At 75.3% G+C, this 24,558-nt stretch carries 19 protein-coding genes, 1 tRNA gene and 1 pseudogene; 16 read left to right on the forward strand and 5 right to left on the reverse strand.

Going from position 1 to position 24,558, the window contains the following annotated elements; genetic code table 11:
- The first annotated feature begins 16 nt into the window (after positions 1 to 16).
- From ABT015_RS24530 to ABT015_RS24545, 4 genes are all read left to right on the forward strand, one after another.
- Entirely contained in the window at positions 17 to 1,729 is a 1,713-nt protein-coding gene (locus ABT015_RS24530; RefSeq protein ID WP_350882532.1) for a carboxyl transferase domain-containing protein, read from the forward strand.
- 197 nt (positions 1,730 to 1,926) lie between these two features.
- Entirely contained in the window at positions 1,927 to 4,236 is a 2,310-nt protein-coding gene (locus tag ABT015_RS24535) for an acetyl/propionyl/methylcrotonyl-CoA carboxylase subunit alpha (protein ID WP_350882534.1), read from the forward strand.
- The gene (locus tag ABT015_RS24540) at positions 4,233 to 5,219 is read left to right on the forward strand and encodes a hydroxymethylglutaryl-CoA lyase (RefSeq protein WP_350882536.1); all 987 of its coding nucleotides are present in this window, start codon (positions 4,233 to 4,235) and stop codon (positions 5,217 to 5,219) included. The genes ABT015_RS24535 and ABT015_RS24540 overlap by 4 nt, the downstream gene beginning before the upstream one ends.
- 172 nt (positions 5,220 to 5,391) lie before the next feature.
- Complete coding sequence (locus ABT015_RS24545) at positions 5,392 to 6,582, forward strand: acyl-CoA dehydrogenase family protein (RefSeq protein ID WP_063349303.1); 1,191 nt, start codon at positions 5,392 to 5,394, stop codon at positions 6,580 to 6,582.
- A gap of 181 nt (positions 6,583 to 6,763) precedes the next feature.
- On the opposite strand, the gene ABT015_RS24550 is transcribed toward ABT015_RS24545, so the two are convergent.
- Entirely contained in the window at positions 6,764 to 7,243 is a 480-nt protein-coding gene (locus tag ABT015_RS24550; protein WP_350882661.1) for a universal stress protein, read from the reverse strand.
- Between the two features lie 72 nt (positions 7,244 to 7,315).
- Between ABT015_RS24550 and ABT015_RS24555 the strand changes: the two genes are divergently transcribed.
- The 3 genes from ABT015_RS24555 to ABT015_RS24565 all read left to right on the forward strand — a co-directional run bounded on the left by ABT015_RS24555 (position 7,316) and on the right by ABT015_RS24565 (position 9,376).
- Positions 7,316 to 7,477 (forward strand): hypothetical protein, encoded by a 162-nt coding sequence (locus tag ABT015_RS24555; RefSeq protein ID WP_350882539.1) that lies wholly within the window; start codon positions 7,316 to 7,318, stop codon positions 7,475 to 7,477.
- Between the two features lie 72 nt (positions 7,478 to 7,549).
- Complete coding sequence (locus ABT015_RS24560; protein WP_350882541.1) at positions 7,550 to 7,882, forward strand: hypothetical protein; 333 nt, start codon at positions 7,550 to 7,552, stop codon at positions 7,880 to 7,882.
- Between the two features lie 426 nt (positions 7,883 to 8,308).
- Positions 8,309 to 9,376: an HAD family hydrolase gene (locus tag ABT015_RS24565; RefSeq protein WP_350882543.1), complete on the forward strand. Its 1,068-nt coding sequence runs from the start codon at positions 8,309 to 8,311 to the stop codon at positions 9,374 to 9,376.
- A 172-nt stretch (positions 9,377 to 9,548) separates the two neighbouring features.
- On the opposite strand, the gene ABT015_RS24570 is transcribed toward ABT015_RS24565, so the two are convergent.
- Positions 9,549 to 10,349 (reverse strand): GNAT family N-acetyltransferase, encoded by an 801-nt coding sequence (locus tag ABT015_RS24570; RefSeq protein WP_350882545.1) that lies wholly within the window; start codon positions 10,347 to 10,349, stop codon positions 9,549 to 9,551.
- 1,030 nt (positions 10,350 to 11,379) lie between these two features.
- On the opposite strand from ABT015_RS24570, the pseudogene ABT015_RS24575 reads away from it, so the two are divergent.
- The 5 genes and pseudogenes from ABT015_RS24575 to ABT015_RS24595 form a co-directional block, all read left to right on the forward strand.
- Positions 11,380 to 12,382 (forward strand): annotated as a pseudogene (locus tag ABT015_RS24575) (helix-turn-helix domain-containing protein); the annotation flags it as partial.
- 901 nt (positions 12,383 to 13,283) lie between these two features.
- Positions 13,284 to 13,886 (forward strand): oligoribonuclease, encoded by a 603-nt coding sequence (orn, locus tag ABT015_RS24580; protein WP_350882546.1) that lies wholly within the window; start codon positions 13,284 to 13,286, stop codon positions 13,884 to 13,886.
- A 127-nt stretch (positions 13,887 to 14,013) separates the two neighbouring features.
- Positions 14,014 to 14,089, forward strand: a tRNA-His gene (locus ABT015_RS24585).
- Positions 14,090 to 14,222: 133 nt separating this feature from the next.
- Positions 14,223 to 14,669, forward strand: a complete 447-nt coding sequence (locus tag ABT015_RS24590; protein WP_350882547.1) for a DUF4442 domain-containing protein — start codon at positions 14,223 to 14,225, stop codon at positions 14,667 to 14,669.
- 110 nt (positions 14,670 to 14,779) lie between these two features.
- Positions 14,780 to 15,691, forward strand: a complete 912-nt coding sequence (locus ABT015_RS24595) for a hypothetical protein (protein ID WP_350882549.1) — start codon at positions 14,780 to 14,782, stop codon at positions 15,689 to 15,691.
- A 95-nt stretch (positions 15,692 to 15,786) separates the two neighbouring features.
- Here the strand turns inward: ABT015_RS24595 and ABT015_RS24600 are convergent, their stop codons facing one another.
- On the reverse strand, positions 15,787 to 16,722 hold the full coding sequence (locus ABT015_RS24600; RefSeq protein WP_350882551.1) for a spermidine synthase: 936 nt from the start codon (positions 16,720 to 16,722) through the stop codon (positions 15,787 to 15,789).
- 117 nt (positions 16,723 to 16,839) lie between these two features.
- The gene (locus tag ABT015_RS24605) at positions 16,840 to 17,358 is read right to left on the reverse strand and encodes a hypothetical protein (protein WP_350882553.1); all 519 of its coding nucleotides are present in this window, start codon (positions 17,356 to 17,358) and stop codon (positions 16,840 to 16,842) included.
- A 438-nt stretch (positions 17,359 to 17,796) separates the two neighbouring features.
- Between ABT015_RS24605 and ABT015_RS24610 the strand changes: the two genes are divergently transcribed.
- The gene (locus tag ABT015_RS24610) at positions 17,797 to 19,386 is read left to right on the forward strand and encodes an NsdA family TPR-like regulatory protein (RefSeq protein ID WP_350882555.1); all 1,590 of its coding nucleotides are present in this window, start codon (positions 17,797 to 17,799) and stop codon (positions 19,384 to 19,386) included.
- A gap of 22 nt (positions 19,387 to 19,408) precedes the next feature.
- On the opposite strand, the gene ABT015_RS24615 is transcribed toward ABT015_RS24610, so the two are convergent.
- Positions 19,409 to 20,065, reverse strand: a complete 657-nt coding sequence (locus tag ABT015_RS24615; RefSeq protein ID WP_350882557.1) for a histidine phosphatase family protein — start codon at positions 20,063 to 20,065, stop codon at positions 19,409 to 19,411.
- A gap of 237 nt (positions 20,066 to 20,302) precedes the next feature.
- Here ABT015_RS24615 and ABT015_RS24620 point away from each other — a divergent pair, with 237 nt between their 5' ends.
- Genes ABT015_RS24620 through ABT015_RS24630 form a run of 3 tightly spaced genes read left to right on the forward strand, consistent with a single transcriptional unit; the run spans position 20,303 to position 24,533 of the window.
- Positions 20,303 to 21,550 carry a hypothetical protein gene (locus ABT015_RS24620; protein ID WP_350882558.1) on the forward strand — a complete coding sequence of 416 codons (1,248 nt, stop codon included), beginning with the start codon at positions 20,303 to 20,305 and terminating at the stop codon, positions 21,548 to 21,550.
- Positions 21,547 to 23,172: a hypothetical protein gene (locus ABT015_RS24625; protein ID WP_350882560.1), complete on the forward strand. Its 1,626-nt coding sequence runs from the start codon at positions 21,547 to 21,549 to the stop codon at positions 23,170 to 23,172. The genes ABT015_RS24620 and ABT015_RS24625 overlap by 4 nt, the downstream gene beginning before the upstream one ends.
- Positions 23,172 to 24,533 carry an AAA family ATPase gene (locus ABT015_RS24630; RefSeq protein WP_502897390.1) on the forward strand — a complete coding sequence of 454 codons (1,362 nt, stop codon included), beginning with the start codon at positions 23,172 to 23,174 and terminating at the stop codon, positions 24,531 to 24,533. Before ABT015_RS24625 ends, ABT015_RS24630 begins: the two co-directional genes overlap by 1 nt.
- Positions 24,534 to 24,558: the final 25 nt, after the last annotated feature.

Genomic DNA, 24,558 nt, shown 5'->3' on the forward strand with positions numbered 1-24,558 from the left:
AAGGGAGCTCTTGGGAATGGTCATCTCAACCGCCGGTGTACCCACCGGCGTCCATGGCAGCGCAGCGGCCGGCACCACGGCGGCGCCGGGTGCCGTACCGCCGGGAGCCGCTGCTCCCGCGCCCCGGCTCGGCACCGCGGTCGATCCGGGCTCCACCGCCTACCGCGCCAACACCGAGGCACACCGGGCCCTCGTCGCCGAGCTGCGCGAGAAGCTCGACGCGGCGGCCCTCGGCGGCGGCGCCAGGGCCCGCGCCCGGCACACGGCGCGCGGCAAGCTGCTCCCCCGCGACCGGGTGGACACCCTGCTCGACCCGGCCTCGCCCTTCCTGGAACTGGCCCCGCTGGCCGCCGACGGGATGTACGACGGGGCGGCGCCCGCGGCCGGGGTGATCGCGGGCATCGGCCGGGTCGCCGGACGCGAGGTGGTGGTGGTCGCCAACGACGCCACCGTCAAGGGCGGCACCTACTACCCGATGACCGTGAAGAAGCACCTGCGCGCCCAGGAGGTCGCGCTGGAGAACCGGCTGCCCTGCGTCTACCTGGTGGACTCCGGCGGCGCCTTCCTCCCGATGCAGGACGAGGTCTTCCCGGACCGCGACCACTTCGGCCGGATCTTCTACAACCAGGCCCGGCTCTCCGCCGCGGGCATCCCGCAGATCGCCGCCGTGCTCGGCTCCTGCACCGCCGGCGGGGCCTACGTCCCGGCGATGAGCGACCAGGCCGTGATCGTCCGCAACCAGGGCACGATCTTCCTGGGCGGGCCGCCGCTGGTGAAGGCCGCCACCGGAGAGGTGGTCACCGCCGAGGAACTGGGCGGCGGCGACCTGCACTCCCGTACTTCGGGGGTGACGGACCACCTGGCCGAGGACGACGCCCACGCCCTCTCGATCGTCCGCACGATCGTGGCCGGGCTCGGCCCGCGCTCGGCCAGGCCGTGGCCGCTCACTCCGGTCGAGCCGCCGGCCGTGGACCCGGCCGGCCTGTACGGGGCCGTCCCGGTCGACCCGCGCACGCCCTACGACGTGCGCGAGGTGATCGCCCGACTGGTCGACGGCAGCCGGTTCGCCGAGTTCAAGGCCGAGTACGGCGCGACCCTGGTCACCGGCTTCGCCCGGATCCACGGCCACCCCGTCGGCATCGTCGCCAACAACGGCGTGCTGTTCTCCGAATCGGCCCTCAAGGGCGCCCACTTCATCGAGTTGTGCGACCAGCGCGGCATCCCCCTCCTCTTCCTGCAGAACATCACCGGGTTCATGGTCGGCCGGCAGTACGAGGCGGGCGGCATCGCCAAGCACGGCGCCAAGATGGTCAACGCCGTCGCCAGCACCCGCGTCCCGAAGCTGACCGTGGTGATCGGCGGCTCGTACGGAGCCGGCAACTACTCGATGTGCGGCCGGGCCTATTCACCTCGCTTCCTGTGGATGTGGCCGGGTTCGAAGATCTCCGTGATGGGCGGCGAGCAGGCGGCGTCCGTCCTCGCCACCGTCCGCCGCGACCAGTTGGAGGCCCGCGGCGAGCAGTGGCCGACCGAGGCGGAGGAGGAGTTCAAGCGCCCCGTCCGCGAGCAGTACGAGCGCCAGGGCAACGCCTACTACGCCACCGCCCGCCTCTGGGACGACGGCGTGATCGACCCGATGGACACCCGCACCGTCGTCGGCCTCGCCCTCACCGCCTGCGCCAACGCCCCGCTCCCGCCGCCCGGCCCGTACGGGGTCTTCCGGATGTGACCCCGCCCCGGCGGGTGTGACCCGCCCCTCCCTCGCGACCTCTCCTCCCTGTCGGTGTGACCCCGCTCCTGCGGGCGTGACTCCCGCGGCGCCGGCGCACCGCCCGGGCCGGCGCCCTTCCCTCCACCGCCGCCCCGCCCTCGCCCCCGCCGCCACCTCCTTCGTACGGCTCCCCTCGACCCGGAGGAACGCCTCCCATGTTCGACACAGTTCTGGTCGCCAACCGCGGCGAGATCGCCCTCCGGGTGATCCGCACCCTGCGGCGGCTCGGCGTGCGCTCGGTCGCCGTGTTCAGCGACGCCGACGCCGACGCGCCGCACGTCCGCGAGGCGGACGTCGCCGTCCGGCTCGGCCCGGCCGACCGCAGCGACAGCTCGGCGGCCGAGACCTACCTGCGCACCGACCAGATCCTCGCCGCCGCCCGCCGCACCGGGGCCCAGGCCGTCCACCCCGGTTACGGCTTCCTCGCCGAGAACGCCGGCTTCGCCCGCGCCTGCGCCGACGCCGGCCTCGTCTTCATCGGACCTCCTCCCGGTGCGGTCGAGCTGATGGGCGACAAGATCAACGCCAAGGAAGCCGTCCGAACCGCCGGCGTTCCGGTGGTCCCCGGCAGCCAGGCCACCGCGCCCACCGACGGGGATCTCCTCGCCGCCGCCGAGGAGATCGGCTACCCCGTCCTGCTCAAGCCGTCCGCCGGAGGCGGCGGCAAGGGCATGCGCCTCGTGCGGGACCGCGTCGACCTGCCCACCGAGATCGCCGCCGCCCGCCGCGTCGCCCGGACCGCCTTCGGCGACGACACCCTGCTGCTGGAACGCTGGGTCGACCGGCCGCGCCACATCGAGGTGCAGGTGCTCGCCGACGCCCACGGCACCACCGTCCACCTCGGCGAGCGCGAATGCAGCCTCCAGCGCCGCCATCAGAAACTGATCGAAGAGGCTCCCTCCGTTCTGCTCAATGCCGAGACCCGCGCCGCGATGGGCGCCGCGGCCGTCCGCGCCGCGGAGTCCTGCGGCTACACCGGCGCCGGCACCGTGGAGTTCATCGTTCCCGGCATCGACCCGGACTCCCCCGCCACCGCCTCCACCGAGGGGGTACGGGACTTCTTCTTCATGGAGATGAACACCCGCCTCCAGGTCGAACACCCCGTCACCGAACTCGCCGTCGCCGTCGGCGACGATTCAGCCCGACTCGACCTGGTCGAGTGGCAGCTGCGGATCGCCTCGGGCGAACGGCTCTCCTTCGACCAGTCCGACATCTCCTTCCTGGGCCACGCCATCGAGGCCCGGATCTGCGCCGAGGACCCGGAACGGGACTTCCTGCCCACCGGCGGCCGCATCCTCCTCCTGGACGAGCCCCAGGGCGAGGGCGTGCGCGTCGACTCCGGAGTCGCCCCCGGATCCGTCGTCACCAGCGCCTACGACCCGATGCTCGCCAAGGTCATCGCGTACGGGCCCGACCGCCCGACCGCGCTGCGCCGGCTCCGCGCCGCGCTGGCCGACACCCGCATCCTGGGCGTCACCACCAACACCGGCTTCCTGCGACGGCTGCTCGCACACCCCGAGGTCGTCGCCGGCCGACTGGACACCGGTCTGGTGGAACAGACGGCCCAGCAGCAGCCCGCCCTGCTCGCCTCCCCGTACTCCCCGGCGAACGCGCCGAGCGGCGCGCACGAGACCGGCGAGGCAGACAAGGCCAACGAGGCCGATGACGCGCACGAGGCCGCTGCCACAACTGCCGACCCGCTGACGGCCGAGACGCCACCACCTGCCCACCTCCTCTACTACGCGGCCGCGCTGGCGCGGCACCTGGACCTCACCCCGGCCGCCGACCCCGGCGGCTGGACCGACCCCTTCTCCCTTCCCTCCGGCTGGCGCCTGAGCGGCACCCCCGCCTGGACCACCCACCGACTCCGTACCCCCGGCCGGGATCCGGTCTCGGTGCGCATCCGTTCGATCACTGCAGGCAACGTAGCCGATGCCACTGACAATCCCGCCGAGCTCACCCGCGAGGTCGAGCTCCGGCTCGGCGCCGGGCCCGTCCACCGCGCCCGCGCGACCCGGACCGCCGACCGGCTGCACCTGACCGTCGACGGCCTGCAGACCACGTTCGCGCTGGCCACCGACGCCGCTCCCGGCCTCGTCGCCGGACCGGTGACCTGGCTCGGTGTCGAGGGCGACGCCTGGTCGCTGCACGCCCACGACCCGGTGGGCGAGCGCGCCGCCGGAACCGCCGCCCACCACGGCGCCCTGACCGCCCCGATGCCCGGGACCGTCACCGTCGTCAAGACCACGGCGGGCGAGACGGTCCGCAAGGGCCAGCCCCTGCTCGTGCTGGAGGCCATGAAGATGGAACACGTGATCGCCGCCCCGCACGACGGCGTGGTGGCCGAACTGCGGGCCGCCGCCGGCGCCACCGTCGCGATGGAGGAACTGCTGGTCGTGGTCGCCCCGGCCGGGGACGGCGCCGACGAGCAGGCCGCCCCCGCGGCCGCCGGGGTGCGGTCATGACCGCACCCGCCCGCGAGCCCGACGCGCTGGACCTGGGCCTCCCCGACCCCGTCCGCGCCCCCGGGCTGCCCGAGGAGGTCCGGATCCACGAGGTCGGACCGCGCGACGGGCTGCAGAACGAGGGCTCCCAGGTGCCCGTGGAGGTCAAGGCGGAGTTCATCGCCCGGCTCGCGGACGCCGGGCTGCGCACCGTCGAGGCGACCAGCTTCGTCCACCCGAAATGGGTCCCGCAGCTGGCCGACGCCGAGGAGCTGATGCCCCGGCTCGCCGGCCTGCCGGAGCGCCACCCCGGCCTGCGGCTGCCGGTGCTGGTGCCCAACGAACGCGGCCTCGACCGGGCGCTCGCCCACCACGCCACCGACGTCGCGGTGTTCGCCAGCGCCACCGAGACCTTCGCCCTCCGCAACCTCAACCGCTCGGCGGACGAGGCGATGGCGATGTTCCGCCCGGTCGTGGCGCGGGCGACCGAGGCCGGGCTGGCGGTCCGCGGCTACCTCTCGATGTGCTTCGGAGACCCCTGGGAGGGTCCGGTCCCGGTCTCCCAGGTGATCGGGCACGGCGTGCGGCTGCTGGAGATGGGCTGCGCGGAACTGAGCCTCGGCGACACCATCGGCGTGGCCACCCCCGGGCAGGTCGGCGCCCTGCTGGCCGGCTTCGCGCGCGCCGGGGTGCCGGCCGACCGGCTCGCCGTGCACTTCCACGACACCTACGGCCAGGCGCTCAGCAACACCCTGGCGGCCCTGCGCGAGGGGGTCACCACGGTGGACGCGTCGGCGGGCGGCCTCGGCGGCTGCCCGTACGCGAAGAGCGCCACCGGCAACCTGGCCACCGAGGACCTGGTGTGGATGCTGCACGGGCTCGGCATCCGGACCGGGGTCGACCTGCGCGCGCTGGTCGCCACCAGCGGGTGGATGGCCGAGCGGCTCGGCCGTCCGAGCCCGTCCCGCACCGTCCAGGCGCTGCTCGGCGCCGCCCGGGGCTGACCCCGCCCCACCACCGCTCCCCGGTGCCGGCCGCGCGGAATCCCGGCCGCGGCCGGCACCGGGCACCGCCTTCACCGCCCAATCACACCGTGCGACCGTCACACCGTCAGACGGACGCCGGTCGCCCCGCTCACGCCCGCGGCCACCCCGGCCGGGCTCCAGGAGGATCACCGTGTTCGACCACCGGCTCAGCAGCGAGTACGAGGAACTGCGGCGCACCGTCGCCGAGTTCGCCCAGGACGTGGTGGCGCCGAAGATCGGCGGGTTCTACGAGCGGGAGGAGTTCCCCTACGAGATCGTCCGCGAGATGGGGCGCATGGGCCTGTTCGGCCTGCCCTTCCCGGAGGAGTACGGCGGCATGGGCGGCGACTACTTCGCACTGGGCATCGCCCTGGAGGAACTCGCCCGGGTCGACTCCTCGGTGGCGATCACCCTGGAGGCGGCCGTCTCGCTCGGCGCGATGCCGATCCACCGGTTCGGGACGGAGGAGCAGAAGCGCGAGTGGCTGCCCCGGCTGACCTCCGGCGAACTCCTCGGTGCCTTCGGCCTGACCGAGCCCGAGGGCGGCTCGGACGCCGGCGCGACCCGCACGACCGCGCGGTACGACGAGACCACCGACGAGTGGGTCATCAACGGCACCAAGTGCTTCATCACCAACTCCGGCACGGACATCACCGGTCTGGTCACCGTCACCGCACTCACGGAACCGATCGCTCGTTCGAGTGAAGAAGGCGAATTCCGCTCGCCAACGCGCGAAATCTCTTCCATCATCGTGCCCACCGGGACCCCGGGGTTCCAGGTATCGAAGAAGTACTCGAAGGTCGGGTGGAACGCATCCGACACCCGCGAACTGTCCTTTACCGACTGCCGTGTTCCCGCGGCCAACCTGCTGGGCGAGCGTGGCCGAGGCTACGCCCAGTTCCTGCGGATCCTCGACGAGGGCCGCATCGCGATCGCGGCCCTGGCCACCGGCCTGGCCCAGGGGTGCGTCGACGAGTCCGTCAAGTACGCCGGCACGCGCCGGGCCTTCGGCCGGCCGATCGGCGCCAACCAGGCCATCCAGTTCAAGCTCGCCGACATGGAGCTGCGCGCCCACACCTCCCGCCTGGCCTGGCGGGACGCCGCCTCCCGGCTGCTGCACGGCGAACCGTTCAAGAAGGAGGCCGCGATCGCGAAGCTGTACTCGTCCGAGGCCGCCGTCGACAACGCCCGCGAGGCGACCCAGATCCACGGCGGGTACGGCTTCATGAACGAGTTCCCGGTCGCCCGCTTCTGGCGCGACTGCAAGATCCTGGAAATCGGGGAGGGCACATCGGAGGTTCAGCGCATGCTCATCGCCCGGGAGATCGGCGCCGGGTTCTGATCCGGCCCCACCGGAGCAACGCCCGGCTCCTCAGGCGGTGTTGAGGAGCGCCTGACGCAGAGGAGCGGGCCGACGCCGACGGGGCGATCGACACCATCGACGGCCGACACCATCGGCCGACACCATCGGCCGACAACGGGGAGACGTCTCCGGGCGCCGAAAGGCGACGCCCGACGGAACGTCAGGGAATCACGATCACCGGGCGGTTGGCCCGCCGCGCCAGCCGCCCGGAGACCGAGCCGAAGATCTTGCCGAGCAGGCCGTGCGTCGTGCCGACGACGATCGCGTCGGCGGCGTACTCGCGGCCGACCTCCTCGATCTCGTGGCAGATGTCGCCGCCCCGCTCGATCAGGATCCACGGCACCCCGGTGAGGAAGTCCGCGCAGGCGAGCTCCAGACCCAGGACCTCGGTCCGGTGGTCGGGGAGGTCGACGAAGACGGGAGGTTCACAGCCTGCCCAGACAGTGGCGGGCAGGCGGTTGGCGACGTGCACGATCACCAGGCCGCACTGCGAACGGCGCGCCATGCCCACCGCGTACGCGAGGGCGCGCTCGCTCGACAGGGAGCCGTCGAAGCCGACGACCACGCCGTGCTGGAAGACCGGGTCGAGGGAGCGTGCGGACGCGTCCCCGGCCGTCGACTCGGTGTGCGCGCCGGGCAGGCCGGACGCCTCCGGGCGTTCGGCGCCCGGGCCCAGGCGGCCCGTCACCGGAGACCCTGCGGGGTCGGCCGGGTGCCCGCCACGCCGCTGGCGAGGCCCTGGACGGTCGTGCCGGGCTCGGCCGCCCCGTCGGACCAGGCCGTACAGGGCGCGCACGAGGCCCCGGGGAGCGCCCGGCTCCGGGCCGGCCTCCTCGGCGCCCGGGATGCGATCGGCGGTACCAGCGACGCCTGAGGTGCCAGCCGGTTCGTCGGCTCGCTGGGCAGCGGCGTCGCCGACCCGCTCGCCGCCAACCCGCTCGCCGGCGTGCTCGTCGACACGGTCATCAGCCCTCTCGCCCCCACGCTCGCCCCGGTGCTCGTCGGCCGGTACGCAGCCCGGCTCGTCGGCCTGGGCGTCGGCCTGGCCATCGGCCTGCCTGCTGGCGGGCAGGCGACCCGATACATCGGCGTCACCGTCGGCTGGAGCGAGGTCCGCGCGGCCGCCGTCGTCTCCGGTGTCTGCGCCCGCGTCGCGGGGCGCGTCCGGCTCCACCGGTCGGAAGGACTCAAAACCAGCCATGGCTCACGGCTCTTCATGGGAGAGGGGCCGACAGGAGAGGACAACGCCGCCCGGGCAGCAGGCCCGCCCACGGGATGACGTCGGTCTGCGCCGCGCAGCACCGTATGTGACCTGTTCCTTTCAGAGTACGACGGGTGTGAGGCCCAGCCCAGCGGTGAGGCCTCGGAGCGGCATTGTTCCCGCGAAAGGAGGATGCGCCCGCCGTCGGCAGTGCGCCCTGCCCGCAGGCCACGCGCCCCCTCCAGAAAGGAGGTTCCCTGGAGCTTGACTGAGCGGACCGGGCGGCGCAACAGGCCTGCCGGACACCGTGACCGGACTGTCATGGATCGGCGACGATCCGTTGCGACACGTCGCGAACCGTCACGTCCCGCCAGCCTCAGCCGGCCCTCCCGGACCCACCCGTACGCCGGGTCCTGGAACCCGTTTCAGCCACTACGTACGGCTTCGCGACGCGGTCTGGCATTTGCCAGGTGCATAGGCGCGGCCGCTGGCACCATGCTCGGTATGCCCCTGCTCCTGTTCGACCTCGACAACACGCTGCTCCCCAGGGACGCCGCTTTCCGGGCCTGGGCTCAGGATTTTCTCTCCGAGCGCGACCTGCCGCCCGGAGACCTCGACTGGTTCGTCACGCTCGACGGCGGCGGCTACGTGCCGCGCAGCACCGTACTGTCCGCCGTCCGGCGCCGCTACGGGTTGGACGTCTCCGCCGAGTTCCTGCTCGCCCACTACCGACGCGGCATCAACTCCCACATCCACTGCCCGCCCGGACACGTCGAAGCGCTGCGGGCGGCACGGGCGGCCGGGTGGACCCTCGGCATCGTCAGCAACGGCGGCACCCGGCCGCAGTTGGAAAAGATCCGGCTGACCGGGCTGGGGCCGCTGGTCGACGGCTGGGTCATCTCCGAGGAGGCCGACTGCGTCAAACCGGATCCGCTGATCTTCGAGATAGCCGCCCAGCGGTGCGGTGTCGCGCCCACCGGGACGTGGGCCGCGCACACCTGGATGGTCGGGGACCACGCGCCCGCGGACATCGCCGGCGCCGAACTGGCCGGCCTGCGCAGCGTCTGGCTGCACCACGGCCGGCCCTGGGCCGAGAGCGGCTACCGGCCGACGCTGAAGGCGGCCGGTCTGCCGGAGGCCGTCGGCCAGGTGCTCGCCGCACGCGGCGCGCCGTCGGCCCGGCCGGGCCTGCGCGCGGGCGGACCGGTCCAACGGCGGGCCAGTGGCGTACCGGTGCGCGCGGGGGCGCTCGCCAGCGCGCGCACAGGCGCGCAGCTGGCGGGATGCGCTCCTGACGGCCCGTTCGCGCCTGCTGCCGTGAACGCCGGAACGGCGAGTGCCCCCGATGGTTCGACGGCGGGGTCGGATGTCCGAAACCGAACCGGCGGGTTTGCCGTGGTCGCCGACAGCCGTCCTGGCCTGATCCCCGGCGCGAACCCGGCAGCGGACCCTGGGGCGAGCGTGCTGCGCCCCGCCGCGGCGGCGCGCCCAACGGCCGTCCGCAGGAAGGAGGATGGGGCTGGGCCCGCGCGGACCACGTTCGCCGTGGCACCGGCGGCGGCCGCCCCGTAGCGCCCTGCTTGAAAGCGCCACCTCGCGCACCTCGCCCCGCACGCCCTTCACACACCCCACCGCACCCCACCGCAGCGCAGCGCAGCGCAGCGCACCGCACCGCACCGCAGCGCACCGCACCTGGCGACCCGACCCACACCTGGCGACGACCCGCCGCGGGGCGGCCCGGCCGTCAGCCGTGCGCGGAGGTCCGGGTCCACCAGCAGGTGCGGGCCTGCTCGGTGAACCCGAGCTTGCGGTAGAGCGGTTCGCCGAGCGACGTGGCGACCAGGGTGGCCGGGCGGTCGGGGCGCGCATGGGCCAGGGCGGTCTGGAGCACGGCACGGGCCACGCCCTGACCGCGCCGGCCGGGCAGGGTGGCGACCCAGTACACCCCGGTGGCCTGGCCGTCGTCGTAGGTGAGGCAGGTGCCGGCGGTGGCGCCGTCGACGCGGCCCAGCCAGGCCCGGAGCCCGGGTTCGTGCAGGAGCTGTTCCGGGAGCGCTTCGCCACGGGTCCAGGGCTGCCGGGCGGGCAGCGGGAAGCCGTCCACGATCGCGCGCTCGACCTGCGCGAACGCCTCGCCGTCCAGCGCCTCATCGACCGTCAGGGAGCCGCCGCCGTGCGCCTCCGAGAGGAAGGGGAGGACCGCCGGGACGCCGTCGACCGGGCCGGGTTCACGGGTCATCACCGGCATGACCGGCATCCGGGTGGCGCCGAACCGGGTCAGGTCGAGTGCGCCGTACGGGTCCTCCAGGGTGAAGCAGATGGTCTCCCACTCCTTCAGGATGTCCGCCAACTCCCTTTCCACCAGCGCTGATTCGACATACGGGCTGGTGACCACGAAGCGGTGCGAGTCCTCCGGGGTGCGGGCGCAGCGGACCGCCGTCAAGCCCGGGCGGGTGCGGAACCGCCAGCCGTGCACGCGGGCTTGGGCCAGCCAGAAGGCGGCGGCATTGTCGTTGGCCTGTTCGAGCCGGCTGTTGGTGTTCACGGCAGGACGGTAACCCGGACGTCACGCCCCGGTTTCGCCGCCCCGGCCCTGGCCGGATGAAGCCTGGGAGGCGCACGAGCTCATTTCGTGCGCCCTCTCGTGCACCGCCGATTTTCGGTCAATTTCGCGCCAATCCCTCCCGCTTGGGCAAATCCGCAGCCCAGACCCGCCGACCGGGCGCGCGCGGGCCGGACGCCCCAGGACCGGCCCCTCGACAACCAGCCACCGTTGCACCGGCCCTCTTCCCAGAAGGGTCGACGGGTGCCACGCTTCGTGATCGAATGCATCACGCCAAATTGCCATGTCGACATAGCGTCGGATGGTGAACTTGTCACAACGGCAATGGTCAACCCGATAGATTTCGATCTTGGCGAGCAGTGCCGCACCACCCACACCACACCACCGAGGGGGCTTGAGCGCCTTGAGCAGGGTGAGCAGGAGCGACGCGGGTCCTGACAGCGGCCAGGCGGCGGCCGGTATCGCGGCTCGGTCCGCGAGAAGTACCGGCACCTCCGCGACCGCCGCCACCACCCGCAACTCCGGCACCCCGGGCGCCGCCTCGCACTCCTCGTACCCCGCAGTGCCCTCCCCCGGCACCGCCGCCACCGGCACCCCGGCGACGGCCGCAGAGCACGGCGGAGCGGCACACGGCGGGCAGGCGTACGGCGGTCCCGCGTACGGAGGGCAGGCGTACAGCGGGTCGGCGTACGGCGGGTCGGCACACGGCGGGTCGGCACACGGCGGAGCAGTACACGGCGGTCAGCAGGCGCACTCCGGACAGTCCGTCAGCCGAGGCGCCGTCAGTCCGGCGCAGGCCTACGGCGCCGACTTCCCGTCCTACCTCGGCTACCCGGGGGCGGGCGCGACGAACGGCGCGATCGGCGCGAACGGGGCGAACGGCACCCCTGGCCTGAACGGGGCCCCCGCCGGCTCCCTGGGCGGCCCGCTCGCCGGCCTCCCCCTGGGCTCCCCCGGCCACGGCCCGCTGGGCCACGGCAGTGGCCCGGGCGCGAACGGCTCGTCGACCCCGATGACGGTCTCCGCCCCGCGCAAGCTCTCCGGCCGCCGCCGCCGGGAGACCGTCGCGGTGCTGATCTTCGGCGGCGCCCCGATCTTCGAGAGCTCGATCCCGCTGTCCGTCTTCGGCGTCGACCGCCAGGACGCCGGGGTGCCGCGCTACCGGCTGCTGGTCTGCGCCGGCGAGGACGGCCCGCTCGCCACCACCGGCGGCCTCACCCTCTCCGCTCCGTACGGTCTGGAGGCCCTCGCCCGGGCCGGCACGATCGTCGTACCGGCCTGGCGCTCGATCTCGCAGCCGCCGCCGGTCGAGGCGATCACCGCCCTGCGCAAGGCCCACCACGAGGGCGCGCGGATCATCGGGCTCTGCACCGGCGCCTTCGTCCTGGCCGCCGCCGGCCTGCTCGACGGCCGTCCGGCGACCACCCACTGGATGTACGCGCCGACGCTGGCCAAGCGCTACCCCCGGGTGCACGTGGACCCGCGCGAGCTCTTCGTCGACGACGGCGACGTGCTCACCTCGGCCGGCACCGCCGCCGGCATCGACCTGTGCCTGCACGTGGTGCGCAGCGACCACGGCGCCGAGGCGGCCAACGCGCTGGCCCGCCGCCTGGTGGTCCCGAGCCGTCGCAGCGGCGGCGGACAGGCCCAGTACATCGATCAGTCTTTACCTGAAGAGATCGGCAACGACCCGCTGGCCGAGGTTGTCACCTGGGCGCTGGAGAACCTCAACCAGCAGTTCGACGTCGAGGTGCTGGCGGCCCGCGCGTACATGAGCCGACGCACCTTCGACCGGCGGTTCCGCACGCTCACCGGCAGCGCGCCGCTGCAGTGGCTGATCACCCAGCGGGTGCTCCAGGCGCAGCGGCTGCTGGAGACCTCGGAGCTGTCGGTGGACGACGTCGCCCGCCGGTGCGGGTTCCGTTCGCCGGTGGCGCTGCGCGGGCACTTCCGCCGCCAGCTCGGGGTCTCGCCGGCCGCGTACCGGACCAGCTACCGGGCGCGTCGGCCCGGGCCGCAGTCGGCGGTGCCGACCGGTCCGCACGGCGGCGACCTGCGGCTGCCCGGTGCCCTGCCGCACGCGGCGGCCGGGTCCGCGGCGGGCGCGGCGATGTTCGGCGGGGCGCACGGCACGCAGCACGGCGCGCAGCCCGCGTACCCGTTCCCGGCCGGGAACGGCGCACCGGCGCAGGTCGGCCCGCACGGCCAGCCGCTGCCGCACGGCGCGTCGCCGGCCGCGGCGGGGCAGCCGGGCCCGCACGGCCAACCCGGCCCGTTCGCACCGGGGCAGGCCGGGACGCCGGCCGACCGGGCCTTCCACGCCCGTGCCGGGCAGCCGTACCCGCACCAGCAGGCCGCGCAGCAGCCGCACCCCGGGCAGCAGGGTACGGGGCGCGGTCCGGTTCGGTCGCCGCTGGTGCCGCCGCAGGCGGGGTCGGGGGCGGGGCGTCCGCCGCGCACCGCGGAGCACGCGGCGGCGGAGGACGGCCACCCCCAGCCGGGGGCGCGCGGCCAGGGGCAGGGGCACCGCAGTGCGGTCGAACGGCCCGCGGACGAACCGGGTGCCGCGGCGGGCTCCGCCCGCGGTCACGGCTCGGCGAGCGGCCGGGTACCGGCCCCCGCCCCCACCGGGCAGCCGACGACCGGGGCGGGCGAGCTCCGGGGCCGGCAGGCGCGGGTGCCGCAGGCCCGTCCGCAGGGCGGCCGGGCGGCGGCGACCGATGGCGCCCGGGCCGCGCGCGAGGCCCGTCCGACCCGGGACGGCCACGCGGTCCGGACCGGGCGGGAGGGCGAGCGGCCGGACGGCCACGGCCCGCACGGCGGCGCGGAGGAGCACCAGGCCGAGGGCTGTGCCCCGGAGCCCCGCTCGGCTCCGCCGGTCCCCGCGGCGCGTGATCGCGCCGTAGGGTGAGTTGTGTGAATGACCGTTTGGTATGGATCGACTGTGAAATGACCGGCCTCGACCTCGACCAGGACGCCCTGGTCGAGGTCGCGGCACTGGTGACGGACTCCGAGCTCAACATCCTCGGCGAGGGTGTGGACGTCATCATCCGCCCGCCGGCGGAGGCGCTGGCGGGCATGCCCGAGGTGGTGCGCGCGATGCACACCTCCTCCGGCCTGCTGGAGGAGCTGGAGCAGGGCGTGACGCTGGCCGAGGCCGAGGCGCGGGTGCTCGCGTACATCCGCGAGCACGTGCCGGAGGCCGGCCGGACGCCGCTGTGCGGGAACTCGGTGGCCACCGACCGCGGCTTCCTCGCCCGGGACATGCCGGCCCTGGAGAAGCACCTGCACTACCGGATCGTGGACGTCTCCTCGATCAAGGAGCTGGCCCGCCGCTGGTACCCGAAGGCGTACTACAACAGCCCGCAGAAGGGCGGCAACCACCGGGCGCTCGCCGACATCCGCGAGAGCATCGACGAACTGCGGTACTACCGCGAGGCGGTGTTCGTCCCGCAGCCCGGACCGGACACCGACACCGCGCGCGCCATCGCCGAGAAGTACCAGGCCTCGGAGGGCTGACCCGGGGAGCCCGGGGGAGGTGCCCGCGTTCGCCTGGACGAAAGCCTGGCGCGAGCACCCTCTCGGATCCTGTAGAGTTCTTCCTGTCGGAACGGGAACGCGGAAGCGGGAACGAGCCGGACAGATGGTGGGTGTAGCTCAGTTGGTAGAGCACCTGGTTGTGGTCCAGGTGGCCGCGGGTTCAAGTCCCGTCACTCACCCCAGAGCCTGAGGGGCCGATCTCTTCGAGAGATCGGCCCCTCAGGCGTTTTCGCGCTCCCTCAACTGCCCGCCGTGGTTCGGGTTTTCCCGGCGCAGGCCTGCCACCAGAAGCTACCGGCTAGTAACATTCCTGCCATGACCACACCTTCGATCGGCCAGCAGCTCGACTCCACCGTGCCGATGGCGCACACCCTCAAGCTGGAGTACCTGGAGACCACCGCGGACCGCGCCGTGCTGCGACTGCCCGACCAGCCCGCGTACCACAACCACGTCGGCGGACCGCACGCCGGCGCGATGTTCACCCTCGCCGAGTCCGCCAGCGGCTGCATCGTGCTCGCCGCCTTCGGCGACCAGCTCTCCCGGGCCGTGCCGCTCGCGGTGAACGCCGAGATCGCCTACAAGAAGCTCGCCATGGGCGAGGTCACCGCCACCGCCCTCCTCGGCCGCCCCGCCGCCGAGGTCGTCGCCGAGCTGGACGCCGGCGGCCGCCCCGAGTTCCCGGTCACCGTCGAGATCACCCGCGCCGACGGCGCCGTCACCGGTGTGATGACCGTCACCTGGACGCTGCGCCCCAACTCCTGACCGCGCCACGGCCGGTGGCCCCGGGCAACCCGGCCCCGGGGCCACCCGTGCGATGACTGTCCGTGACGGCGGGCGTGACCTCACGGCCCGTCCGCTCGTTCTCAACTCACATGCGAGCCAATCACGCGACCAAGCCCCAGGAACCCGCCCCCCGCGGCGTCGGCGCACGGCGCGCGATCGGCCGGTGGCTGCCCCGCGTCCTCGCCGCCGGTGGCGCCCTCCTCGCCCAACTCGGGGGCTTCGGCGCGCAGGGCGCCTGCGCCGACCCGCTGCCGGACCAGACCCGACCCGCCGTCCGCCGCACCCTGGCCGGCGGGCCGGCGCCCGGCCGGCCCGCCCAGGCCGGGCGGCCCGCGTACGACGGGCCGTCGGCCGAGCGGTCCGACGAGCCCGGGCGCCCGACGGCCGAGGAGACCGACCGCCCCTCCCCCGGGCTCGTCGGGGAACTGACCAGCGCCGTCCCCGACGCCGGGATCGACGGCGCCACCGGCACGGTCGGCAGCGTCTTCCAGGACCGGATCCGGGCCGGCGGCCTCCCCCTGCCCGGGCAACGGGCCGCCGTCCCCGACGCCTTCGCGATCGCCTCCGGCCTGCTCGACACCGCCCCCACCCAGGGCCGCCCCGCCGAGACCCGTGCCTCCCGGGAGGGCGGGCCCGCCGAACTGCCCGCCACCGCACGGCCCGGCGCCGCCGGAGGCCGCTCCGCCGCACCGGCCGCCACCACCCGACCGTCCGGGGCGACCGACGCGCCCCCGGTCCAGGAGGCCACCGCTCCGGACGGGCGGAGCGCGGCCGGACCCGCCACGGGCCGTGACCGGACGGGCTCCACCACCGCCCCGCCGGTCGGGGCCGGCGCACCCGCCCAACCGTCCGAAACGCTCGCGCTCGCCGACACCGCCACGGTGACGGTCGTGGGCGACGGTTCCGCCACCGCGACCGCCGTCCTCGCGCCGATCGCCGCCGGGCTGCTGCTGACCGGCGCGGCCATGTGCAAGCACCGCGGCCTGCCGCGCGGGCACTGACCGGGCTCACGCTCCTGGCGACGGTTCCAGCACCGGCCGCGGGCGTGCCCGCCCGGGGGCGAACCGGTCGCCCCGTCAGGCAGTCGGCCGGGAGGTCAGCGGAAGACGCCCGGGGGCGGGGCCGGGGAGGGGGCGGCGGTGGCGTCCGTGGCGGGGACGGCCCCGGCGGCGAACGCGGTGAGGGCGGGGCCGTGTTCGACCCGGCCGAGGGCGGCGTCGGAGGCGACGCGGCGGGTGAGGTCGGCGATCGGGAGGGGGGCGTGGGCGCCGGCGAGGACGAGGTTGCCGAAGCGCTTGCCGCGCAGGACGGCCGGGTCGGCGACCAGGCACAGTTCGGGGAAGACCGCGCCGAGGGTGGCGATCTGGGAGCGGGCGAAGGGCAGCGCCGAGCCGTCGGCGATGTTGGCCGCGTACCAGCCGCCGGGGGCGAGGGCGCGGGCGGCGAGGGCGGTGAACTCGACGGTGGTGCAGTGGGCCGGGGTGCGGGCGCCGGAGAAGACGTCGGTGATGACCAGGTCGGCGCTGCCCTCGGGGGTGCGTTCGAGCACGCTGCGGGCGTCGGCGCCGCGCACCTTGATCTGCCAGCCGCGCTCCAACGGCAGCTCGGTGCGGACGAGTTCGGTGAGCGCGGTGTCGATCTCGGCGACCTGCTGGCGGGAGCGGGGCCGGGTGGCCGCGACGTAACGGGCCAGGGTGAGGGCGCCGCCGCCGAGGTGCAGCACGGTGAGCGGGCGGCCGGGCGGGGCGACCAGGTCGATCAGGTGGCCGAGCCGGCGCTGGTACTCGAAGCCGAGGTGGGTGGGGTCGGCGAGGTCGACCATGGACTGCGGGGCACCGTCGATCAGCAGCGACCAGGCCGCGGGGCGGTCCCGGTCGGGGCGCAGTTCGGCGAGGCCGGAGCCGACCGGGCGGGTGAGCGGGCCCTGGGCGTGGGTGCGGCCGCCGGGGCCGGTGACGTCCGGCCCGGTGTCGCGCTCGGTGCCGCGGCCCGTGCCCCGGGCTGCTCTGCTGCTTCGTCCCATGACCGCCATTATCGCCGCCGGGCGGGGCGGCCTCGCTGGTCAGGAGGTCGGGGGGCGTGCCAGGTGGATCCGGCCGGAGGGGCGGGCCAGGCTCGCGGGCCCGGCGGGATCCGCACGGCACGCCCGCTAGAACGGACCGAGGCCGCCTGCGGTGAGCGTGCAGGCGGCCTCGCAGAGGGCGGATCGGAGCACCCAGGCATCGGTGGGACGGGCGGCGCAGGCGGCGCCGGAGGGGGGCATCACCCACCGTGGGTCGGTGGCGGTCGGCAGCAGGGCGCCGGCGGTACAGGAACTGCCGGGCAGGTGCCAGGTCTCGCTGGTGCCGGCGGGGACGAGGAAGGTGACGGTGCTGCCGTTGCGGCTCTGCAGGACGGCCCCGCAGGCCCTGCGCAGCCGCAGGATGTCCACCGCCTCCAGGCCGTGCCGCAGGGCGACCGTCACGGTGTCGCAGGTGGTGACGAGGGTGTCCTGGTCCGGGCCGAGGCGGTGGCCGGGGTGCCGGCCGCCGCGGGGGGCGCGTCCGCCTTCGACCGGGCCCCGGCCGGGGATCCGGTCGTCGGCCGGGTCGGGGAGCAGGGCGGGGGCGGCGCCGGCGAGCACGCCGCCGGCGGCCGGTCGGTACTGCGGCAGTCCGGTGGCCATCATGGGCCCTCCTGTACCTCGTCGGGTCGGAAGCGCCGCCGCCCGGGAGGTGGGGGCCGCGGGGACGGACGACAGGCCGGGGCGACGGCCCGGGCTTCCACGTATCAGGACAACGCCGCGGACACCTCGCAGGCCACGGGGCGCCTTACAGCAAGGCATGGCATTTCATGGCGGATAACCCGCAACCACGCCCGCTTTATACCGAATTGGGGGTACATCTCCCATGAACCGGCTGTGGTCGACCGGTCACGCCCGGTACTGTCGGTGGCGGGTCACGACGATCCCACCGGCCACACCGGGCCGTTCCCGCACCGTCGCGCACCACCGTGCCGACACCCGGACCGTACCCGCACTTCGCCCCCTCACCCGACACCCGCGCACCTCCGGCGCCGCCGGCCGCGCGCCCGCACCACCACCCTCCGCACGACCACGGAGCGCACCATGGCAGCCACCCCACCGGCCGAGCCGAACCGCCCGTCACCCAACGCCGTGATGCGCGCACTGCGCGGCAACCGCTCACCCGGCGAGTTCGCCATGGCCGTGCGCCGGGCGGCCCGGGAGATCGGGGAGCACGTCTCCTGCGACGCCCGCTACGTCGGGCGGGTCGAATCCGGCGAGATCCGCTGCCCCAACTACGCCTACGAGCGGGTCTTCCGACACATGTGGCCGGATCGCACGCTCACCGAACTCGGCTTCTCCCCCCGGACCGCCGTCCGCCGCCGCCCGGCGGACAGCGCCGGCGGGAGGGCCGAAGCCCCCCCGCTCCACCCACCGTTCCCGCCCCCGCCCGCCCCGCGCTCACCAATCTCCACTCAACTCCCGTACGCTGCCTCGCCGTACGCGGATCCAGCCGCTCCGACCAGGCCCCCGTGGCCGAGGGCCGTCGCGGTGCCCCGGGGGCCTGATGGATCGCCCTATCTCGACGAGGAGAACGACGACGTGCGTCGCCGTACGTTCCTGGCCGGCGGCCCGACCGCGCTGGCCGCCGTGATCGGCATCGACCGGCCGACCGTGGCCGCCGCCGCGGCCACCGCCAGTGCCGCCGCCGACCCCGCCGCGCCGGTGCTGTTCGAGCCCGGCCCCGGCGCCTTCGTGCCCGGCCGCCCCGGGCCGGTACCGCCACCCCGCAAGGTCGGCGCCGCCGAGGTGCTCGGCGTCGAGGAGGCCGTCCGGGAGATCCGGCTGGCCGACGACGCGCACGGCGGCGACACCCTGTTCGAACGCGCCGGGCAGTCGCTGCGCACCGCCTACCTGCTGCTCAACGAGGGCGAGTACAGCGCGGAGACCGAACGCCGGCTCCAGGCCGGGGCCGGCGAACTCGCCATCTCGGTGGGCTGGTTGGCGCACGACTCGAACCGGCTGGCGGACGCCCGCTCGCTCTACGCCGAGGCGCTCGCCACCGCCCGCATGGCCGGCGACGCCGCACTGGAGGCGCACGTGTTCTGCAACAGCGCCTTCCTCGCCCGGGACGCCGGCCGCCCCCGCGAGGCGCTGCGCGCCGCCCAGGCCGGGCAGGTCGCCGCCCGCCAGCTGGACTCCCCCCGGCTGCTCGCGCTGCTGGCCATGCGGGAGGCCGGCGGCTGGGCGCTGCTGCAGGACCGCGCCGCCTGCGAACGCGCGATCGCCCGGTCGTACGCGCTGTTCGGCCGCGGCCGCTCCGAGGACGATCCGGAGTGGATGTCCTTCTTCGGCGAGGCGGAGATCGCCGGCCTGCAGTCGCAGTGCTGGTCCGCGCTCGGCGACTGGGACCGCGCCAGCGAGCAGGCCGCGCTGGCCATAGCACTGCAGAAGCCGCACTTCGTCCGCAACCGGGTGCTGTACACCGCCGAACTGGCCCACGACCGGCTCGGCCGGGGCGACCTGGCGGGTGCGGCGCACCACGGTTCGGCCGCCGTGGCGCTGTTCGGCGAAGTCCGCTCGGCCCGGATCCGGAGCATGCTGGCGGACACCGCCGAACGGCTGCGCCCGCACGTCGCCGTGACCGAGGTGCGCCACTTCCTAGCCGGGTACGACCAGGCGGCGGCCGCCTGAGGCACCCGGTCCTGACGGGACGTCAGTGACCGGTGGCCAGGCCCTCCAGGTGGGAGAGGTCGTTCCAGACCTCCACGGCCGGCGCGCCGTACTCCCAGGAGAGCACGCAGAGCGCGGCGGTGCCGAGCTTGAAGCGCTGGGCGAACTCGGGCGGCAGGCCCAGCCAGCGCGCGGTCAGGATGCGCAGCAGGTGGCCGTGCGCGAACAGGACGACGTCCCGGTCCGCGCAGTGCATGACGGTGGTGTCCGGCTCGGGGACGCCGTGCTCCTCGTTGAGGCCGGCGAGGAAGGCGTCCACCCGGGCGGCCACCTCGGAGAGCTTCTCGCCGCCGGGCACGCCGTCGCGCCAGATCAGCCAGCCGGGGTGGTCGGTGGCGCGGATGTCCGCGCCGGTGCGGCCCTCGTACTGGCCGTAGTCCCACTCCATGAGCTCCGGACGATCCACCGCCCGGTCGCCGAAGCCGGCCAGGGCGCAGGTCTCCCTGGCGCGGCCGAGCGGACTGGTGTAGACGAGCGCGTCCGGCAGCCCGTTCCAGGGGGCCTTGGCGAGGCGGGCGCCGAGCGCCCGGGCCATCGCCCGGCCCTCCTCGGTCAGCGGGATGTCGGTGCGGCCGGTGTGGCGGCCGGTGGCCGACCATTCGGTCTCGCCGTGGCGGACCAGCACGATTCGGGCGGGCATGGCAGGCTCCTCGCAGCGGGGCGGTGGCAACGGTCGGTCTCACCCTTGAGCACCGGGTTCCATGATCCCTCACCCGGACGGCGGGCACGATCGCGGGCCGGGTCGGGCCGAAACGGTCTCGGCACCCGGGCCGACCGGGGCCCGGGGTGTCCCCGTCCGGCACGCACGCGCGGTTCAGGCCGGAACAGGCCGGTCCGCACCGCATTGTCGGACCCGGGTGCGACACTGGGCCGCACCATGAACGTCTCGACGAACGTCCCGTCCACCGGGCACGCTGAGCCGCTCTCCCAGCGGCTCGCCGAACTGCGCGGTCCCGCGCCGCAGCGCAGCCTGAACGCCCGTTCCCTCGCCGCGCTCGCCGCCAATCCGGGCTGCCACCGCCGCGCCGTGCTCGACGCGGCGGGGGTGGACAAGTCGACGCTGGCCGCCCGGCTCGGCCGCCCCGCGCCCTTCGGGCAGTCCCCGTTCGCGATCGCCCGCGGCGTGATCTTCGAGTCCCGGCTGAAGGCGGACGACTACGCCGCGCTGCTGGAGCCGCTGCGCGGCCACCTCGGCGTCCCGGCGGACGGCGGCACCCCCTTGCAGGTGCCGGACCTGCTGCACCGCTCCGGTCCCGCCGTCCGGGCCGACCGGACGGTCGAGGCGCTGGCCCGGGCCGCCGCCGACCCGCAGGCCTGGACGCTGCTGGACCACCCGATGCTGCGCCTGGACGTGGCCGGCGGCACCGCCTACCTGGAGCCGGACGCGGTCGTGGTGCACGGCGGCCGGTGCACGGTGGTCGAGATCAAGTCCTTCCCGGTGCTGGACGGCGGCGCGGACCCGGCCAAGGTCGGCGCCGCCGCCCGCCAGGCCGCCGTGTACGTGCTGGCGCTCCAGCGGACCGCCGCCGCGCTGGCCGGCCACCCGCTCGACGCCGACCCGTACGCCGAGCAGCGGCTGCCCGGCAGCCCCCGGTCGATCGTGCTGCTGGTCTGCCCGAAGGACTTCGGCAACCGGCCGACGGCCGTCACCGTCGACGTCCGCCGCGAGCTGGCCACCACCCGCCGCCAGCTGAGCCGGATGACCGGCATCGAGCGGCTGCTGGCGGAGCTGCCGGCGGGCGCCGACTTCGACCTGGCGGCGGACGAGGAGGGCGTGCCGGCCCGCTCCGCCGAGGAGCTGGCCGCCTCGGTCGAGGCGGTGCCCGCCGCGTACGGCCCGGACTGCCTCTCCACCTGCGAGCTCGGCTTCCACTGCCGCGCCCAGGCCCGCTGCGGCGACCGGGTCGAGCAGCTCGGCCGGGGTGTGCGCGGCGAACTGGGCAGCATCCGGACGGTGACGCGGGCCCTGGCCGCCGCCGAAGCCGGCATCGCCGCCGACACCGGCCTGGACACCGCCGACGCGGACGAGGAGGCGGGCGTGGACGAGGCGGCCGGACGGCTGGCCTACGCGGCCGCGCTGCGCGCCGAGGCGCTGGGCAAGGCCCCGACGGCGGGCCACGCATGAGCCTGCTGACCACCCTCGCCCGGCTGGAGGCCGTCCGCAGCGGGCGGGCCGAGCCGCTGGCCACCGTCCGGCACCGGCACCTGTCCGACCGCCCGATGGTGGTCGTGCCGCTGACGGCCGCCGGTGAGGCCGGCGCGCCGCTGGCGGTGCTGCTCGGCACCGACCGGGACGCACCCCGGCTGCACCTGGTGCCGCAGCCGCTCAACCGCACCCTGCGGTTCGACTTCCTGGCCGAGCTGGCCGCCGACCTGCTGCCGTACCTGGAGTCCTTCGCCGAGGACGTGGAGCAGATCGAGGGCTCCGAGAAGGACCCGGAGACCGGCGAGAAGACCCAGGTGTTCCGCGAGCTGTGCGCCGACGCGCCGCAGCTGATCGTGCCGAACGGCGCGGGCGTGCGGCACCTGGCCCTGCTCGGCCGCTCCACCCGGTTCCGCCGCACGGTCGAGGACGACGAGCCGGGGCCGTACCCCGCGCCGGTGCGGGTGCCGCTGCTCGGCCGCTGGCTGACCCACCTCACCGACCGCGCCCAGGTGCCCGGCACCAGCCTGCTGCTGCCGATGACCGGCCTGCTGGCCCGGCACTGGGCCACCGGCCAGAGCCACCTGGAGGACCAGCACCTGGCCGCCCACCTGGCCTGGCACGCCCCGCCGGACGGCCTCACCGGTGCCGAGGCGGCCGAGCGCGCCGAGTCCGCCCGGGACGACCGGGGGCAGTTGCTGCACCCGCCGGCCGGCCCGGCCACCGATCCGCGCTTCGACGAGTTCGTGCTCGCCCCGGCGATCGCCCGCTACGACACCGCCACGGCCGCCCTCCAGCACAGCACCGAGCAGCGCGACGAGGCCGCCGCCGAGCGTGCCCGGGCGGCCGTCCGGGCGGCGGTCGAGCAGTTGCGCGAGGTGCTGGCGGCCGTGCTGCTGCCCACCTGGCGGGACGTCTGGCGCGGCCTGGACCTGCTGCGCGGGCTGCCGCCCGCCGGGCACCTGGCGGAACGCTGGACCGGCGACCGCTGGTCCTACACCGGCCACCGGGACCGGCTGGCGGCCGGCGAGCCGCCGCAGCCGCGGCAGGACGACGCCGTCACGGCCGCCCGCAAGCTCGCCCAGCGCGAACGCGAGCAGACCCGGCTGGACGTCCAGGAGGCGCTGGACGATCCGCTGGCGATGGCCGAACACCGGCTGTCCGGCGAGGCGTTCAGCGGCGTGGTGACCGAGGTGGTGCCGGACTACGACACCACCGGCCGCTCCCCCAAGCCGCGCCCGCTGATCACCCTGCGCACCGCCGACCGCCCGCACGCCGACCTCGGGCGGGAGGCGCACCGGGTGTGGGGGTCCCCCCAGCCGGAGGCCGGCGGCGGCCGGTCCCCGCAGAAGGCGGAGATCGCGGCCGTCGACCCGGCCGGGGGCACCATCACCCTGCGCGTACTGTCCGGCATGGGGCGCAGGAAGGAGCCCGAGCCGGGCAGCCTGCCCGAGCCCGGCGATCCGGTCACCTTCACCCTGTTCGAGCTGACGGTCCGCCAGTCCGCGCCGCTGCCCGAGCCGGACGACACCCCGTGGACGCACGGCGGCCCGCCCGGGGCCGCGACCGTACCCGCCCCGTCCGCCTCCGAGGAGTGGGAATGATGGCCGAGTCGAACGCCGGGCAGACACCGGGCGCGGCCGCCGACGCCGCCGTGGCCCGGATCCTGGCCGCGACCGTCCACCCGGCGGCCGGCGCCCCGCGCGGCGTGGTGGTCGATTCCCCGCCCGGCGCCGGGAAGTCGACGCTGGTGGTGCGGGCGGCCCGGGAGCTGGTCGAGGCCGGCGAGCGGCTGATGATCGTCGCCCAGACCAACGGCCAGGTGGACGACCTGGTCGGCCGACTCGCCGAGAAGGCACCGGACCTGACGATCGGCCGGCTGCACGCCGCCGACGCCCGGCCCGGCCCGGAGGTGCTGAAGCACGCCAACGTCACGCCCTCCGACAAGGTCGCCGAGCTGGTCGAGCACGACGTGGTGATCTCCACCTCGGCCAAGTGGCAGTGGGTACGGGCCGAGGCGCCGTGGCGGCACGCGATCGTCGACGAGGCGTACCAGATGCGCTCGGACGCCCTGCTCGCGGTGGCCCGGCTGTTCGAGCGGGCGCTGTTCGTCGGCGACCCGGGCCAGCTGGACCCGTTCACCGTGGTCGGCACCGAGCAGTGGGCGGGCCTGTCGTACGACCCGTCGAGCAGCGCCGTGGTCACCATGCTGGCGCACAACCCGCAGATCGAGCCGCACCGGCTGCCGGTCTCCTGGCGGCTGCCGGCCAGCGCGGCGCCGCTGATCTCGCGGGCGTTCTACCCGTACACGCCGTTCCGCTCCGGCACCGGCCCGGACGACCGCCGGCTGAGCGCCGCCGTCCGGCCCGACGGCGGCGCGCTGGACGCCGCCATCGACCGGGCCGCCGAGCACGGCTGGGCGCTGCTGGAGCTGCCCGCCCGGCACACCGTGCGGACCGATCCGCAGGCGGTGGCGGCCGTCGCGGCCACCGTCCGGCGGCTGCTGGAGCGCGGGCTGACCGCCCGCTCCGAACAGGGCGAGGCGCCTCTCACCGCGGACCGGATCGCGGTCGGCACCGCCCACCGGGACCAGGCCGCGGCCGTCCGCGCGGCTCTGCTCAAGGTGGGCGTCCCGGTGGACCAGGCGGCCGGCCCGGCCGTCACGGTGGACACCGCCAACCGGCTGCAGGGCCGCGAGTACGACGTCACGGTGGTGCTGCACCCGCTGTCCGGGCGGCCCGACGCGACGGCCTTCCACCTGGAGACCGGCCGGCTGTGCGTGCTCGCCTCCCGGCACCGGCACGCCTGCATCGTGGTCGCCCGGGCCGGGATCGGCGAGCTGCTGGACGAGCACCCGTCCACCGAGCCGGTCCAGCTGGGCGTCCCGGTCGCCTTCCCGGACGGCTGGGAGGCCAACCACCAGGTGCTGCACCACCTGAGCGGCCACCGGGTGCGCCTGGGCTGACCGGCCGGGCGCGCCAGGCCCCGGT

The organism is Kitasatospora sp. NPDC094016, from assembly GCF_040304045.1.
GTDB lineage: Bacteria > Actinomycetota > Actinomycetes > Streptomycetales > Streptomycetaceae > Kitasatospora.